General features: G+C 46.3%; 19 protein-coding genes. 11 read left to right on the top strand and 8 right to left on the bottom strand.

Annotated elements, in window-relative coordinates; translation table 11 throughout:
• The coding region (locus tag OEV42_19025) for an exodeoxyribonuclease III (GenBank protein ID MDH3976364.1) at positions 1-751 on the top strand (751 nt) is incomplete at its 5' end.
• A 236-nt stretch (positions 752-987) separates the two neighbouring features.
• Entirely contained in the window at positions 988-2,169 is a 1,182-nt protein-coding gene (locus OEV42_19020) for a hypothetical protein (GenBank protein ID MDH3976363.1), read from the top strand.
• Between the two features lie 42 nt (positions 2,170-2,211).
• Here OEV42_19020 and xseA read toward each other — a convergent pair whose 3' ends face one another.
• From xseA to dksA, 7 genes are all read right to left on the bottom strand, one after another.
• A complete protein-coding gene (gene xseA, locus OEV42_19015; protein ID MDH3976362.1) occupies positions 2,212-3,414 on the bottom strand; it encodes an exodeoxyribonuclease VII large subunit in 1,203 nt (400 codons plus the stop codon).
• An 11-nt stretch (positions 3,415-3,425) separates the two neighbouring features.
• Positions 3,426-4,472, bottom strand: a complete 1,047-nt coding sequence (locus tag OEV42_19010) for a GAF domain-containing protein (protein MDH3976361.1) — start codon at positions 4,470-4,472, stop codon at positions 3,426-3,428.
• A gap of 49 nt (positions 4,473-4,521) precedes the next feature.
• The gene (locus OEV42_19005) at positions 4,522-4,881 is read right to left on the bottom strand and encodes a response regulator (protein MDH3976360.1); all 360 of its coding nucleotides are present in this window, start codon (positions 4,879-4,881) and stop codon (positions 4,522-4,524) included.
• A 27-nt stretch (positions 4,882-4,908) separates the two neighbouring features.
• On the bottom strand, positions 4,909-7,272 hold the full coding sequence (locus tag OEV42_19000) for a GAF domain-containing protein (protein MDH3976359.1): 2,364 nt from the start codon (positions 7,270-7,272) through the stop codon (positions 4,909-4,911).
• A complete protein-coding gene (glgA, locus tag OEV42_18995; GenBank protein ID MDH3976358.1) occupies positions 7,269-8,744 on the bottom strand; it encodes a glycogen synthase GlgA in 1,476 nt (491 codons plus the stop codon). The genes OEV42_19000 and glgA overlap by 4 nt, the downstream gene beginning before the upstream one ends.
• Positions 8,745-8,757: 13 nt before the next feature.
• Complete coding sequence (galT, locus tag OEV42_18990; GenBank protein ID MDH3976357.1) at positions 8,758-9,759, bottom strand: galactose-1-phosphate uridylyltransferase; 1,002 nt, start codon at positions 9,757-9,759, stop codon at positions 8,758-8,760.
• A 67-nt stretch (positions 9,760-9,826) separates the two neighbouring features.
• Positions 9,827-10,189 (bottom strand): RNA polymerase-binding protein DksA, encoded by a 363-nt coding sequence (gene dksA, locus OEV42_18985; GenBank protein MDH3976356.1) that lies wholly within the window; start codon positions 10,187-10,189, stop codon positions 9,827-9,829.
• A 208-nt stretch (positions 10,190-10,397) separates the two neighbouring features.
• Here dksA and OEV42_18980 point away from each other — a divergent pair, with 208 nt between their 5' ends.
• The 9 genes from OEV42_18980 to OEV42_18940 all read left to right on the top strand — a co-directional run bounded on the left by OEV42_18980 (position 10,398) and on the right by OEV42_18940 (position 15,458).
• Positions 10,398-10,754: a hypothetical protein gene (locus OEV42_18980; protein MDH3976355.1), complete on the top strand. Its 357-nt coding sequence runs from the start codon at positions 10,398-10,400 to the stop codon at positions 10,752-10,754.
• 429 nt (positions 10,755-11,183) lie between these two features.
• Positions 11,184-11,771: an imidazoleglycerol-phosphate dehydratase HisB gene (gene hisB / locus OEV42_18975; protein ID MDH3976354.1), complete on the top strand. Its 588-nt coding sequence runs from the start codon at positions 11,184-11,186 to the stop codon at positions 11,769-11,771.
• A 3-nt stretch (positions 11,772-11,774) separates the two neighbouring features.
• Positions 11,775-12,380, top strand: coding sequence for an imidazole glycerol phosphate synthase subunit HisH (gene hisH / locus OEV42_18970; GenBank protein MDH3976353.1), 606 nt, complete (start codon positions 11,775-11,777; stop codon positions 12,378-12,380).
• Positions 12,380-13,117 (top strand): 1-(5-phosphoribosyl)-5-[(5-phosphoribosylamino)methylideneamino]imidazole-4-carboxamide isomerase, encoded by a 738-nt coding sequence (hisA, locus tag OEV42_18965; GenBank protein ID MDH3976352.1) that lies wholly within the window; start codon positions 12,380-12,382, stop codon positions 13,115-13,117. Before hisH ends, hisA begins: the two co-directional genes overlap by 1 nt.
• 1 nt (position 13,118) lies before the next feature.
• On the top strand, positions 13,119-13,883 hold the full coding sequence (hisF, locus tag OEV42_18960) for an imidazole glycerol phosphate synthase subunit HisF (protein MDH3976351.1): 765 nt from the start codon (positions 13,119-13,121) through the stop codon (positions 13,881-13,883).
• Positions 13,880-14,269, top strand: a complete 390-nt coding sequence (gene hisI, locus OEV42_18955; GenBank protein MDH3976350.1) for a phosphoribosyl-AMP cyclohydrolase — start codon at positions 13,880-13,882, stop codon at positions 14,267-14,269. The genes hisF and hisI overlap by 4 nt, the downstream gene beginning before the upstream one ends.
• Positions 14,250-14,597 (top strand): phosphoribosyl-ATP diphosphatase, encoded by a 348-nt coding sequence (locus tag OEV42_18950; protein MDH3976349.1) that lies wholly within the window; start codon positions 14,250-14,252, stop codon positions 14,595-14,597. The genes hisI and OEV42_18950 overlap by 20 nt, the downstream gene beginning before the upstream one ends.
• Before the next feature lies 1 nt (position 14,598).
• Positions 14,599-14,943, top strand: a complete 345-nt coding sequence (locus OEV42_18945; protein MDH3976348.1) for a histidine triad nucleotide-binding protein — start codon at positions 14,599-14,601, stop codon at positions 14,941-14,943.
• 35 nt (positions 14,944-14,978) lie between these two features.
• Positions 14,979-15,458 carry a peptidylprolyl isomerase gene (locus OEV42_18940; GenBank protein MDH3976347.1) on the top strand — a complete coding sequence of 160 codons (480 nt, stop codon included), beginning with the start codon at positions 14,979-14,981 and terminating at the stop codon, positions 15,456-15,458.
• A gap of 142 nt (positions 15,459-15,600) precedes the next feature.
• Here the strand turns inward: OEV42_18940 and OEV42_18935 are convergent, their stop codons facing one another.
• Positions 15,601-15,738 (bottom strand): hypothetical protein, encoded by a 138-nt coding sequence (locus OEV42_18935; GenBank protein MDH3976346.1) that lies wholly within the window; start codon positions 15,736-15,738, stop codon positions 15,601-15,603.
• Positions 15,739-15,834: the final 96 nt, after the last annotated feature.

Raw genomic sequence — 15,834 nt, 5'->3', positions numbered from 1 at the left:
ATGGAATGTTAACGGTATCCGTGCCGTCATGAAAAAGGATTTTAAATTATCGCTGGACAGTATGAATACCGATGTGCTCTGCCTCCAGGAAACAAAGGCCCAGGATGATCAGGTAAGTGAGGCGCTGTCTGAGATTGACGGTTATCACCTCTTTTCCAATTCGGCTGTAAAAAAGGGGTATTCCGGCACAGCCATTCTTACCAAAAAGAAGCCTCTTGCCTCCCGTTGCGACATAGGAATTGAAGCGCATGACCAGGAAGGGCGTGTGGTGGCCCTTGAGTTTGATGATTTTTTCCTCGTCAATGTATATACACCCAATTCGGGCAGTGAACTTAAGCGCCTCGGCTATCGGCAGAAGTGGGACGCCGATTTTCTTGCCTACCTGAAACGTTTAGAAAAAGAAAAACCCCTCATCACCTGCGGTGACTTTAACGTAGCCCATAAGGAAATCGACCTTGCGAGGCCAAAGGAAAACTACAATAAAAATGCCGGATATATGCAGGAAGAGATTGACGGTATGGATAATCTTGCAGCCTCTAATTTTATCGATACATTCCGACATAAAAAACCTGAAGATACAAAATACAGCTGGTGGAGTTACCGGGCCGGGGCAAGGACCAGGAATATTGGCTGGAGAATCGATTATTGTCTTGCTTCAGCCGACATGATAAACAAGGTAAAAGGCGCCGATATTTTAAACGAGGTCATGGGGTCCGATCACTGCCCTGTGCAGGTGGATCTGGCCCTTTGAAATAACCTGTCATTCTTTCAAATGGATAAGAAATATGAAAAGGAGAAGTACAACATGATCGTTCCATACAGGAAATTACTAACCATTATTTTTGGATTTTTGTTTTTTTCTGATCTTGAATTGTCTGTAAACAATATTTAAGGAATATTTTCAAAATGTCCCGTCTTTTTTGCAGAATACTGTTGTCAATATTCCCTGTTTTTTTAATCTTTGTTTTATTTGCTGATGCCCATGCCATGGAACGCCGCCGGGACCAGTTTCTCGATGAGCAGGGCTATTATGTTTTTGTTACGCCTTACAGCTTACCCGGTTTAGGCAGCGGCGCCGGCCTTGTTGGCGCCGTGTCAAACGTAAACAACAGCTATGCCGACTTCTACACCTATATGCTGGATGGGGATCTCGAAGGGGGAGGTTTTGCCCTTTCCGATGTTCATCTCCTTTCCAAAAGACTGATAGTCGATCTGACCGGTTCAAAGTTTCGTAAAATTCTGATCCAGAGTTTTGGCGCCCGTGGTATCGGGGGAGATAAGGATGATTACACCCTGCTTGAAATGGATGAAAACAACTTCCTTGGCGCACGGCTGACGGGCACCTTTTTTGACCGCATGCTTGAGTTTTATACCATGGGCTATGACGGTGGATGGCATATATCAAAGTTGCGCGATTCAGATGGCAATCTGACGCAAGACCTTAAAGACAGCGACACCATCGAATACGGTGTGGGTATTGTCGGCATGCGCATCGATTATACCGATGATTACCAGAATCCCCGCGTGGGGCTACGTTTTGACGTAAGCGCCAGCCAGGTAATGGAACGGGAGAGACATGCCGTTGACCAGTATGCAATGCAGTACAACCTGACCGGCTATATCCCTCTGCGGCGAAGAGATACGCTGGTGCTCAATTATTTTCAGGCCGATGCCGTGGTACGATCCAAGGGAGAAACGGACCGTGCAGCTGTAGAGAATATTTACGGTTTTAACTGTGCCATTGGTACACCGGCGGAACAGCAGGATTGTAATGATGTCGTCGATAACATTATCAGCGGTAATCGTTACGGAACAGCCGGGGGACTGGGTGGCACGAGCCGCATGCGCGCCTATCCCATGAGCCGTTTTAAGGGAGCCCATATCCGCTTTGCCGGCGTGGAATATCGCTGGAATATTACGGAAGAATCAACGCCCTTTAATATCTGGGTCGCCAAAGATATCCGCACATCCATACAGATGGCTTTCTTTTACGAAGTGGCCGCCGTCGCCGACAAAGGCAGTGATTTGTATGACAAGTATCGTTCCGATGCCGGTATAGGTGTTCGGATGGCAACAGAAGGGGGCTTTGTTATTCGCGGTGATGTTGCCTATGGACGGGAAGGACCGGGAGTGAGTATCATTATCGGTTATCCCTGGGAGTCTTTTTAATCATGGATCGATCAAATAGCCGGGCGGCTTTTGCAGCCCCGCTTATTTCTTATTCTCCACCCTGCATTCAAGCTCACCCTTAAAGAGCCTCACTCCAATGAGGCTGCCTGAACTGACTTCTTTGCTGTCGAGGATGACTTTACCCGTTGAAAGGTCCGTGGCTATGGAGTAACCTCGGGAAAGGACAGCGAGTGGACTTAAACTGTCGAGCTTGCCCGCCAATCCTCTCAAGCCGGACTTCATAAGCTGAAGATCATCTCTCATCCGTCTTTCAAGCCTGAAAGCAAGATCATCGATACGCATTCTAGACTCGGAAAGCCTTTTCCCGGGATCGATGAGCAGTTTTTTTTCTCTCTCTACCCTGTTTCTGAGGTTTGAAAGTATCCTGTTAATGGACAACTCCATTCTTTCCCTCAAATGAAGGAGTTCCCTTGAAAGTTCACTTGCGCTCCTTGCAACGATCTCCGCCGCCGCCGAAGGGGTAGGCGCCCTTAAATCAGAAACAAAGTCGGAAATACAGTAATCCCTTTCGTGGCCTACGGCGGAAATAACAGGGATGGCTGATGCATGAATGGCCCTGGCAACAATTTCCTCATTAAAGGCCCACAGGTCTTCCAGTGAACCGCCTCCCCTTCCTGCGATGATAACGTCTATGTTACCGAGTTCATTGAGCGCTTCGATTGCCGCCGCAATTTCACGGGGCGCCTTTTCGCCCTGGACCGCTGTGGGAGAAATAACGACTTCTATGGTGGAATTTCTTCTTTCAAGAACATTTAGAATATCTTTTATAGCCGCCCCCGTGGGAGAGGTAACGATACCTATTTTTTTGGGGCACGAGGGAAGGGGCTTCTTTTTCCCGGCCTCGAAAAGGCCCTCTCCTTCGAGTTTCTTTTTCAACTGTTCAAAAGCAAGATGCAGCGAGCCCAGGCCTGACGGTTCCATATGCTCTGCAATGACCTGATATTCACCCCTCTGCTTGTAAAGGGAAAGCTTGCCAAGGCAGATTACCTTTTGTCCATCCTTCAGGTCAAACTGAAGTGATTGCCCGGCCCCCCTGAAGAGGACGACCCTGATCTGGCTCTCTGCATCTTTAAGCGTAAAATAACTATGCCCTGATGCGGGAATCCTAAGATTTGACACTTCTCCTTCAACCCAGACAAAGCCGAAAGTTTCATCGATGACGTCACTGATGAGGCTGTTAAGCTGGGATACGCTTAAAATATTTGTCCCGGGAGCAAGATCCATAAATATTTACTTTATTTGGAGGTGCTGCAGGTTTCCAGCTTTTCGAAAAGTTCGGCATTCCTAAGAGCCACGACGGCCGCCGAAGCGAGAGTGGAGAGCGTTTCCATGTCCCAGCAGGTAAAGGCATTGAGTTCATAATGATCAACATTTATAACACCGATAACTTCACCTTCAAGAATCATGGGCACGGCTAGTTCCGACTTTACCTTTTCATTGACAGACCGGTATCGTTCATCTTTTGTAACATCAGGTACAATTAGAGCTTTTCCATTTTCGGCAGCCCAGCCGGTAACGCCTTCACCGATTTTGAAGCGTGTATTTTTCATAACTTCTGCGCTAAGCCCCCTTGAGGACCTCATCACCAGAACGCCCTGTTCCGCGTCACTGAGCATGATCGATCCGCTCGAAGCACTTGTCACTTCAATGGCTTTATCAATGATGAGATCAAGAAGGTCTTCCAGCTTGAGTGTCGAGTTAAGGGCCTTTCCTATTTCAAAGAGCGCATTGAGACGGGAGGCCTTATCTTTCAGGCTTTCAATGAGAGCGGCATTCTCCTCGGCAACAGCGGCAAGGTTTGACAGAACGGAAAGGAGCTTTAAATCGCTGTTAACAAAAGCTTCACCCGATCGTTTTGTATCGGCTGTAATGACGCCAAGAATTTTCCCCTCTACCTTGAGTGGCGCCGTAATAAGAGAATCAACCTGGAATTTATCAATCACTTTTTTTATAACTTCATCTTCACCATCGATAGCGCAGACAAGCCTCGACTCACCCTTGAGAGCAACGTCAGCCATAATGCCTTTGCCCAGTTCTATTTCCAGTCCTTCCAGAAACTCATCGGATACAATACCGCTGCCTCCCTCGGCCTTGAGGAGACGGCCGCTTTCATCTTTCAGGAGAAGGACACTCCGCTCAACCTGCAATACCATGGTTACCGCTTCCGTAATAAGCCTGTGGGTTTTTTCCTTGTCCGTCATGGAAGAACTCATGGCCTTCCCGATTTCGAAGAGGATGGATGTTTGCAGGTTGTCCATTGCATTTGTCTCGGCTATGGACATATCTGTTTCGGAAAAAAAGAGTTTTTTGATTTTACAAAAGAAGTTCATATCAGTTGTTTTTATCGAGAATCTCCTTAACAATAGATTTCAGTTCACCAAGATCGGCTGATTTAACGACATAGGCATCGGATGCCCATGAACTGAAATCCTGCTTGTACTGGCCGTAAGCGGTGCAGAGTACAACGGGGATTTTTTTATTAATCTCCTTTATTTTTCTAAGTGTTTCTATGCCGTCCATGCCCGGCATTTTTATGTCAAGCGTTACAAGGTCGGGCTCACTCTCTCCCAGCAGGTCTATCGCTTCTTCTCCACTTGCAGCCAGAATAACATCATATCCCTCATCCATCAATTCTTCTTTGTAGAGAAACCTGATATTTTCTTCATCATCGACAACCATAATCTTTTTCATTGCACCCCTCCTGTATAAGTTTGATGATTAGTCCTGCTTTTTTTTTATGACGGGAATTTTTATAACAAATGTAGCGCCGCCTTCTTCGTTATTCATGACCTCCACATCCCCCTTGTAGGTACTGAGTATCTTGTGCGTTATGGCCAGGCCCAGCCCCGTCCCTTCGTTCTTGGTCGTAAAAAAAGGATTAAATATATTGGTCATTACACTATAAGGGATTCCTCCACCCGTATCACTTATTTCAACCATTATAAAGTCGGTCCCCTCATAATCCGTCTCATAGCTCCTGATTTTCAGGCGTCCGCCATGAGACATGGCATGCCGCGCATTGGAGAAAAGATTGATAAATACCTGCTTCAACTGGTGGTAGTTTGCTTCTACCATACCCATATGTTCTTCCAGTTCTTTTAGTACGTCTATACCATTTTTTTTGAAATCATTCCAGAAAAACTGCAATGTATCATCGATAACGACATTAATATTATGTGTTTCTCTTTCCGCCGGCTCTTCACGGGAAAAGATGAGGATTTCATTAAGGATTGCTTCCAGTCTTTCTACTTCCTTGCAGATAATATCGATGTACTTTTTTTCTTCCTGCTCTTCCAGCTTTCTCGACAGGCGCCTGGCAAAACCTCCTATGGATACGAGAGGATTTCTAATTTCATGAGCGACGCCTGCCGACATTTCACCGAGTGCCGCCAGTTTTTCCGTGTGGAGGAGTTTACCCTGCGCTTCCTTCAACTCCTTGTGAGCATTTTGCATATTTCTGTAGAGTATGGAGTTGTCGATGGCCACACCGGCCTGGTTTGCAAAAATGGTGAGCAGCCTGATATCGTCATCGGTAATGGGTCTTTCGTTATAAATATTGTCAACGAGAATAACACCGACAACCCTTCCCGACGCCATTAGCGGCGCCGTGGCAAAGGCCCTGCAATTGATACGCTCAAGGATATCCATATGTACCCTGGCATCGGTTTTTGCGTCCTTAATATTGTAGGGCTGTTTTTCAAGGACCGTAAGGCCAAGAATGCTTTTGTCTCTTACCGACACCCTGATGCTCTTTACCATTTCATTGAGCTTTGACGAAGGAAGAATCTCTTGCTCATCCTTAAGAATATCCTGGAGGGTCTTCCTTTTTTCATTGATCTCAGCCCAGATTCTCCATGCCTCTTCAGGCGAATCGGGACCGACACCCATCATTCCCTGGATAAAGCCTGATTTCTCATTGTAGAGAAAGAGCATGGCCCTGTTAAAGCCAAAACCATCTCCAATAGTAACAGCCGTCAATATTATATGGAGGAGCCGGTCCAACTCTATCGTTGTCATAACGGCCTTGTTAAGTTCAAAAAGGTTGGAAAGCTCACGAACCATTACCTCTTTTTCCCTGTTAATTAATTCCATATGCTCCAGAAGGAGCGCATTGTTTGTGACGGCGGACATTTGTGAAGCCATGGTAGCAAAGAGCTGCAGGTCCTTTTTCAGGAAACTTGCGCCTTCTTCCTTGCCGAAGAGAATAATGCAGCCGATCTGTTTTTCGCGATACATAACAGGCGCTGCCATTACCGTTTTAAAGAGATGCCTGCTTTGTTCCGGTATCAAATCCAATCTCTGCGGAAGATCATCAATAATCGTTGCCGCAAAACGGCTGCAGACATGACCGCAAACAAGGTCGCAAGCCCTTAAGAGTGTTTCCTTTTCAAGACTGTCATTGGTATTGCAAAAAAATACGGGTGCCTTCCTGCCCTCCTCATCTTTTAGCCTGACAAGACCATAGCTTGCCTTAAGGGCCGTTGAAATTTTCTGAATTATAAGGTGGAGCAATTCATCAAGCTTGATGGTGGAACTCATGGTTTTCCAGACATCGTTTATCATGAGCAGATCTTCTACCATCTCACGTGTTCTCGAATAGAGCTGGGCATTTCTCATTGTGCCGGCAATTTCCTGGCAAATGGGGGTAATGAGCTTAAGGTCTTCTTCATCAAGGTCCATACCTTCCCCTGTAATAATGATCAATGCGCCGAAATAAAACTTGTCGTCTCTTATGGGGAATATGCCACCCTTTTTAGCCTGGTCATCCCCCGAAATCCGGGTGAGAAAGGCCCTTTCTTCCTTGCTGCCTCCGAGAAGGCAGCTTTTTCCTTCCAAAAAGAGCGCTGCCGCAGGCGTCCCTTTGAGGCTAAACTCTTCCCTGAAAATACCATTCTTGTGGCACTTAAGGTATAATTCGTCACTTTCAGCATCGAGTACATAAAGCGCTACATCCTTGAATTCCATGGCAGAAGAAAAAATATAGAGGATATTTTTAAGTCTCGTATCGATATCGAGAGTGGAGTTGGATATTCTGATAATTTCACTTAAAAGGCCAAAGCCCTTATCAAAGGAGAGTTTCACCTCATAACCTCCGTTATATTCCCTGGTCTTTCCCGGCTGTTACTAATGGCCTTATGATAAAGTTTAACATATCTGTCGGCAGACATGTGCCATGTATACTCTTCCTGCATGGCCTTTTTTATGAGGCCTTCCCAGTCTTCACGATCAGAAAGGAAAAGGCTGACGGCCTTTTTAAGGGCATTTACCATGGCTGCCGGTTTAAATGCCCTGAATTTAAAACCATTCCCTTTTTTTCGGCTATAACTGTAATTGGTAATGGCGTCATCAAGGCCGCCTGTTGCTCTTACAACAGGCACAGTCCCGTATTTGAGGCTGTAAAGATGATTAAGGCCGCAGGGCTCATACCGGGAAGGCATTAGAAATATGTCGGCTCCCGCTTCTATCTTATGGGCAAGGCTTTCATCGTAACCGATAGAAAGGCCTACTCTGTCCGGATTTTCCTTAGCCATTTTATGAAGAAAATTTTCTATCTCTTTCGACCCTTTGCCGAGAAAGACCATCTGGATGGGGAGGGCCATAAGGCTTTTTTGTCCCTTCCTGATAAGTTCGAATCCTTTTTGCGGGTCGAGCCTCGATACGAGCCCCACAAGAGGAATATTTTCTTTATGGGGGAGTTTAAATATATCCAACAACTCTTTCTTGCAGAGCTTTTTGTTTCTTATATCTTTATGGCTATAGTTTGCCCGGATATACTTATCAGTTTCAGGGTCCCATTCATCGTAGTTAATGCCGTTAGCCACACCATAGAGATCTCTCTTTCTTTCCTGAAGCAGGCCTTCGAGGCCACATCCCATTTCCTTTGTCTGGATCTCCTTACTGTATTTAATACTTACGGTGGAGAGCAGATCTGAAAAGATGAGGCCCGCTTTCATAAAATTCAGCTTTTCATAAAACTCAAGCCCCTTATAGTTAAACAGGCCGGACGGCAAAGCAATCTGGTCCATCACTTTTTTGGGAAAGAGCCCCTGGAAAGCCATATTATGGATGGTAAAGAGCACGGCCGATTTATTAAAGACAGCTTCTTCACGATAATACAGCTTCATGTAAAGCGGAATGAGCGCCGTTTGCCAATCATGGCAGTGGATAATATGCGCCTCTTCGCCTATTGCTTTTAATGCCTCCAGGATAGCCATAGAGAAGAAAGCAAATCGCAGGTGATTATCTTCATAATCGATATCCCCATGGCCGTAGAACTCCTCCCTGTCAAAAAAGAGATCATTCTTTATAAAGTAATAATTTCCTTCCTGCCACAGTTCGCCATCATGGTTTTTATCACCCAGCTTTACAGAAATCCTGATTCCCCTGTGGGCTATTTTTCCGTGTTTTTCTCTGACACTTTTATATAAAGGTGTAAATATCTTTACCTTGTGGCCGAGCCTGGCTAAAGCCGAAGGAAGCGCCCCTGCAACGTCTGCCAGGCCTCCTGTCTTTGAGTAGGGTGAAGATTCAGGGGATGCGATGATAATATTCATGGGAAAAATTTCATCAAATTTTGGCTTCTCTTAAAAACCCGGCCGCCTCTTCGGGAGACGTAGGGTTTATGTAGAAGCCTGAACCCCATTCAAAACCGGCGGTTTTGGTCAGTTTGGGCATTATTTCAAAGTGCCAGTGGTAATACTCGATGTTTTCCAGGCCAAAAGGTGAGGTATGGAGGATAAAGTTATAGGGATGGCTTCCCAGCGCCTTATCAAGCCTCTTCAGTGTTTCAGAGAATATCCGCGCCAGTGATTCCATGCATTCGGAAGGGATATTTTCATAAGAAGCGAGGTGCTTTTTGGGTAAGATCCATGTTTCAAAGGGAGATTTCGGCGCAAATGGCGACAGGACGATAAAGTGTGCATTTTCCAGGACAATGCGGGATTTTTGTGAAATTTCCTGATGAATAATGTCACAATAGATGCAGCGTTCCTTATAGTTAAAATGCCTTTTACTTCCCGCCAGTTCCTCACCGACCCTCTTGGGTATGATGGGGAGGGCGATGAGTTGGGAATGGCTGTGCTCAAGCGAAGCGCCGGCCGCCATGCCGTGATTTTTAAAGACAAGCACGTATTTAAAACGCTTATCTCTTTTTAAGTCTGTAATTCTTGCCCTGTATGCCTCCAGGACTTCTATAAATTTCTCCACACTCATGGAAGCGAGGGTTTCTGTGTGGTCAGGCGTTTCTATGATAACTTCATGGGCGCCTACTCCCGTGATTTTATCATAGAGGCCTTCCCCCTCTTTTTTAAGGTCTCCCTCAATCGTAAGCGCGGGAAACCTGTTGGGAACGACTCTCAGTGACCAGCCCGGCTCATTAACTTTCCGGTCTTCTTTTCCCCTTGCGTAAATTTCAAAGGGTGTCTTGTCTTCATTCCCTTCACAGAAGGGGCAAAAGCCGCCTTCCCTGTGAGAAACTTCGGGCAGGAAAAAATCGGTCGGTCTTTTTTGACGGTCTGTAGATATAATAACCCATCGGTCGAGAATGGGATCTTTCCTCAACTCCGGCATGAATATCTCCTTTATCTGTTAATTCTGTTAATAGGGGTAAGCGGCCTGGCAGGGATTTTTGGCCGGATCAGGTTCTGGCTTTCTTTTCCAGGTTCTCGGCTTTTGTTTTACAATTGACACAAAGCGTTGTTACCGGCCTGACTTCAAGCCTTTTGAAAGGGATTAACTCTTCACATTCTTCACAAATACCAAAAGTACCCTCTTCGATTCTATCGAGCGCTTCCTGGATCTTGGTGATGAGCTTTCTTTCCCTGTCTCTTATTCTCAGGGTGAAGTTGCGATTGGATTCGAAGAGAGCCCTGTCGGTAGGATCAGCAAAAAGGGCCTTTTCTCCTATCATTTCAGATACCGTTTCCTGTCCGTGGCCTAGCAGTTCCGATAGTTGCTCGATAAGGAGTTGCCTGAAATGCTCAAGATCTTTATCATCCATTTTTTTCTCCTTAATGAAAATATAGCGAAATGCCATAGGGCTTGTAAAGTAAAAAGCAAAGCCTAAAAAGGTGAATAAAAGGGTGAACGCTTTTATTCAGATTGTGTCGGCGCAATAAAAAGCCCCTGCGGGGAGCGCATAAAAGCCTTGCAAGCTACCTGGCGCTCTGTTATAAGTCTTAGCAGGGAAGAGAATTGCATAATCGAATATGGACAAAACAGACATACTCTTAAAGAGCGTTGCAGAAGTAATCTATGAGGAAGAGGGGAGCTTCTTTCTTACCATTCATGCCGATGAGGTCGATCTGCCGCTGGAGGGCTTGCAGCGGCTTGTCATGGGTGGGGATGCAACACCCTGCCTGATAATTGCCGATAGCGGCATCCAGGTCTCTTTGTCCATCAACAGGGTTCATTATGACGTTCATATTCCCTGGATTCACGTTGCTGCCGTCGAGGGAAATAACAAGGCTTTCTTTTGCAAAAGGGATGGCTCCCCTGATAATAAAGGGGATTCCGACACTCAAAAGAGCGAAAAAAAGCGGGGACACCTCAAGGTCGTAAAATAAGTTTCGCCAAAAACCTTCTCTTTGAACACGTCTGCCCGGCCCCCCCGGTAAATACATGAATCAGGTAAACCTGAACGATATTCCAAGGGCAAAACGCACAGAGTTTTCAGAAAAAAGGCCGGCCACAAGCAGGCGTTAAATTTATTTCCAGAATTTAACTGTTTTTATGCTCACCCCCTCAAGAGGTGTGAATCCGCAAAATAATTTGTCTTTTCCACTATTGGAACGTTTAAAGATATCCTTAAATTAATCAGGGATTTAGACCTTCTTATTCCTCTGCTCTGCGACCTCTGTCTCTTCCATCATTAAAATATCCATTAAAGTAAAGAAGGGACCATATAAACAAAAGACTTGATAAGGTCCGGCAAGAAAACTATAATTCAGGTTCCGGCCTGAAAATGGCTGTTAAATCGACAGAGGGAGCTTTTGATGGAGAGAAAGGCAAAAATAGAGCGGGAAACGAAGGAGACAAACATTTCTCTCTCTATTAATATCGATGGCAGTGGAGAGTATAATATATCCACGCCCATCCCTTTTCTGAACCATATGCTGGAACTCATGACCCGCCACGGCCTTTTCGATATGACTGTCCATGGCACAGGCGATGTGGAAATAGATTTTCACCATACGGTGGAAGATGTGGGAATTTGTCTCGGACAAGCCATAAAAGAGGCCCTGGGCAGCAAAAGCGGTATCAGGCGCTACGGAAATGCCCTTATTCCCATGGATGAAGCGCTTGCCGAAGTAGCCCTCGATATCAGCGGAAGACCTCACCTTACCTTCAATGTGGACATTCCCATTGAAAAGGCAGGCACCTTCGATGTGGAGCTGGCCGGTGAATTTTTCCAGGCCCTTGCATCCAACGGGGGAATGACTATTCATGTAGACCTGAGAAGAGGCACAAACAGCCATCATTGCCTGGAAGCGGTATTCAAGGCATTTGGAAGGGCCCTTGACGGGGCGACAACAAAAGATGAACGGGTTAAGGGCGTTCCCTCGACGAAGGGAAGACTATAGACAATGATTGCTGTCGTAGATTACGGCATGGGAAATTTGAGAAGCGTCCAGAAGGGTTTTGAAAAGGCAGGTTGTGATGCGCTTGTTTCCGGTGAAGTAAAATCCATAGAAAAGGCCTCCAAAATTGTTCTCCCCGGTGTAGGCGCTTTTAGAGACTGCATGCGAAACCTGGAGGAACGGGGCCTTGCAGAGCCTGTTATCCGTCATATAGAAAAGGGAAAGCCTTTTCTCGGCATCTGCCTCGGTCTGCAGCTGCTTTTTGAAGAGAGTGAAGAGTTCGGCGCCCACAAGGGGCTTGGCGTCATCAAGGGGAAGGTAAAGCGCTTTCCCCAGAGGGAGCACCTCAAAGTTCCTCACATGGGCTGGAACAGTGTCAATAAAGTCAAAGAGGCGCCCCTGCTGGCCAACATTAAAAATGAAAGCTATTTTTACTTCGTCCATTCCTACTATATTTTACCTGAAGAAGATGTTGCTGCCACAACAACAGATTACGGGCTGGAATTTGTTTCAAGCATCTGGAAGGACAATATTTTTGCCTGCCAGTTTCATCCGGAAAAGAGCCAGAGTGACGGCCTTAATATACTAAAAGCTTTTGGAGAGTTGAATTAATGGAAATCATACCTGCTATTGACCTGAAAGGTGGTCAATGTGTACGTCTTGAACAGGGGGACATGAAAAGAGACACCGTATTTTCATCGGACCCCGTCTCAATGGCAAAAAAATGGGCATCCCTGGGAGCGACAAGGCTTCATCTTGTCGATCTCGATGGCGCTTTTAAGGGAACGCCCCGGAATAAGGACATTATTGAAGATATTATCGATGCCATCAGTATTCCTGTCCAGGTCGGCGGCGGCATAAGAGACATCGAAACAATCGATGAGTATATTTCCATGGGTGCAGACAGGGTCATTCTCGGCACAATTGCCCAGAAGAGTCCCCAATTTGTGATCAAGGCCTGTGATATATACCATGGAAGAATCGTCGTCGGTATTGATGCAAAAGAAGGAAAGGTAGCCATCAAGGGCTGGGCCGAGGTGACTTCCAAAAACGCCATGGAGCTGGCTGCCGAATATGAAGATTATGGCGTGGCTGCCATTATCTATACGGACATATCGAGAGATGGAATGATGCGGGGACCCAATATTGAGACGACCCGTGAACTGGCGCTTTCTGTCGATATACCGATTATAGCTTCGGGCGGTGTTTCTTCCATTGACGATATTAAAAAGCTTCTTCCTCTCGTAAATGACGGCGTAGAAGGGGTAATTACAGGCAAGGCAATTTATTCGGGCGCTCTCGACCTCAAAGAAGCTGTTGACCTTGCCGCAAATGGCAGGACAGGCTAAGGTGCTGACCAAGCGTATTATTCCATGCCTTGATGTAAAAGACGGCAGGGTCGTTAAGGGAACCCGATTTCTCGATCTCAAAGATGCCGGAGATCCTGTTCAGGTAGCAAGGGAATATGACAGGCAGGGCGCTGATGAACTAACCTTTCTCGATATTACTGCCTCTCACGAAAAACGGGGCATTATCCTCGATGTGGTAAGACGCACCGCCAATGACGTCTTTATGCCCCTTACCGTAGGCGGCGGGATTTCAAAAGTGGAAGATATCAGGGAACTGCTCAATGCCGGCGCCGACAAGGTCTCCATTAACACGGCAGCCGTCAGGAACCCTGAATTTGTAAAGGAGGCTTCCCAAATATTCGGCAGCCAGTGCATTGTCGTCGCCATCGATGCAAAAAGGGTGTCAGGCACTGAATCTAAATGGGAAGTTTTTACTCACGGCGGTCGAAATCCGACAGGCATTGACGCCCTCCAGTGGGCTCGCAAGATGGAAGCCTTCGGCGCCGGTGAAATTCTCCTTACCAGCATGGACTGTGATGGAACGAAAGACGGTTTTGATATTGAGCTGACCCGGACCATTTCAGACGCCCTTGCCATTCCCGTTATCGCCTCCGGTGGCGTGGGTAATCCTGAACATATTTATGACGGTTTTCAACGGGGGAAAGCTGATGCGGCATTGGCGGCATCGATCTTTCATTACGGTGAATATACCGTGAAGGAAGTTAAGGAATATCTTAAGGAGAGGGACCTTCCCGTCAGAATATGAAAGTGAGTGATAAAGTCAAATTCGATGAAAAGGGGCTCGTCCCGGCAATAACGCAGGATTTCAAAAGCGGTCATGTGCTCATGATGGCCTATATGAATCTCGAGGCTTTTGAAAAAACCATTGAAACAGGCAAGGTGCATTACTATAGCCGGTCGAGAAAAAAATTATGGCTAAAAGGGGAATCATCAGGCCATGTGCAGGCAGTAAGGGAGATCTTCCTCGATTGTGATGGCGACACGGTTCTCATCAAGGTCGACCAGGAAAAAGCGGCCTGCCATACAGGCCGTTACAGCTGTTTCTACAGGAAGGTTGAAGGTGATTCACTTATTGAAAATTCCAAAAAAATATTTGACGAGGGGGAGGTATATGGCGATAAAAGAGGATGAAAATCGTCTGGGGGAAACGCTGGAAGATCTTTTTAGCGTGCTCATGGAGAGAAAGCGAAATATGCAGGATCAATCTTACGTGGCGCTCCTTTACAAAAAGGGGGATGATTCTATCCTAAAAAAGATCGGAGAAGAGGCGGCAGAGGTTATTATCGCCGCCAAGGGTGGTGACAAGAAAAAGATTGTCCATGAAGTAACGGACCTTTTCTTCCACTGTCTGGTGCTGATGGGCCACAAGGAAATCAGCCCCGAAGAGATTGCCAAGGAATTCAAAAGGCGCATGGGGACTTCAGGCATTGCCGAGAAGGCCCAAAGAAAGAAGATTTAGCATGTCTGACTGTCTTTTTTGCAACATTGTGGAAGGGTCAATCCCTTCCCATAAGGTTTATGAAGACGATGACTTTCTGGCCTTTAAAGATATTAAGCCCCAAAGCCCCGTCCATGTGCTGGTCCTTCCCAAAAGGCATGTGGAACAACTCTCTCATTGCGGGGAGGAAGATAAAGACCTCCTTTCAGGCCTTATGCTGACGGCAAACAGGGTGGCAAAGAAACTCGGCATTGACAGCTCAGGCTTCAGGGTTGCCATAAATTCAGGGAAAGAGGGAGGACAGGTTGTTTTTCACCTTCACCTTCATCTTATGGGTGGCGCCAGACTAAGCGATCAGATGGCATAAAGCATTATAAAATCGATAACAAAGAAGGAGAAGCTATGTCTATAGAAGCAACAAAAGTAGCAACCATTCACTATAAAATAACCGATGAAAAAGGAACCATACAGGACAGTACGGAAGACCAGCACCCTTATTCCTTCCTCGGTTCATCGGACCATATGTTTCCCAAGGTGGAAGAAAAGTTATCCACCATGGAAGCAGGCGAAAAGGCGACGATCGAACTCGAAGCGGCAGAGGCCTACGGTGAATATGTTGAGGAGGGTGTAAAGATTACGGCCAAATCGAATTTCCCTGAAGGGGTCGAACTTAAGGAAGGAATGACTTTCCTCACCCAGCAGGATGGCCATGAAGTGCCTGTTACGGTCAAGAAGATAGAAGAGGAGAATATAACTATCGACTTTAATCATCCCCTGGCCGGCCAGAAACTTAAAATGGAACTGGAACTCGTTGAAATAAGAGATGCAACGGAAGATGAAATGGCCCATGGCCATGTGCATGGCCCCGGGTGCAGTCACTGACAAGAAGTCAATATAAGCTGAAAAGGAAAAGCCCGCAATGACTCATTGCGGGCTTTTTTAATTATGGATACCTCGAAAAAATTCATGAGCGCTCTCTAAATATTCAAAAATGCACTAATCATAAAAAAGCATTTAAAAACAATCAGTAAGGCTTTTCTCCCACAACATTACCAGGCGGATCATAGTTGCAGACGACAAGGGCGCTGCCGCTGCAAAGGGCCTTCGCACAGCCTGCAGGTCTGGTTTTTTTCCAGATGACCTGCGTATAGTTGCCCGTCAAGGGCAGTTTTTTTCTTCAATGGGGCCGTAGCGATAGTTCTTCTTTTCATGGGCCCAGGTATTCACCGCATGAATCACACCGAGAGGACCGGCAACG

The sequence above is a fragment of the Deltaproteobacteria bacterium genome (assembly GCA_029860075.1).
In the GTDB taxonomy this organism is placed as follows: Bacteria; Desulfobacterota; JADFVX01; order JADFVX01; family JADFVX01; genus JAOUBX01.
The sequence above is the reverse complement of the archived record's forward strand: the minus strand, read 5'-3'. Positions and strand labels throughout refer to the sequence as shown.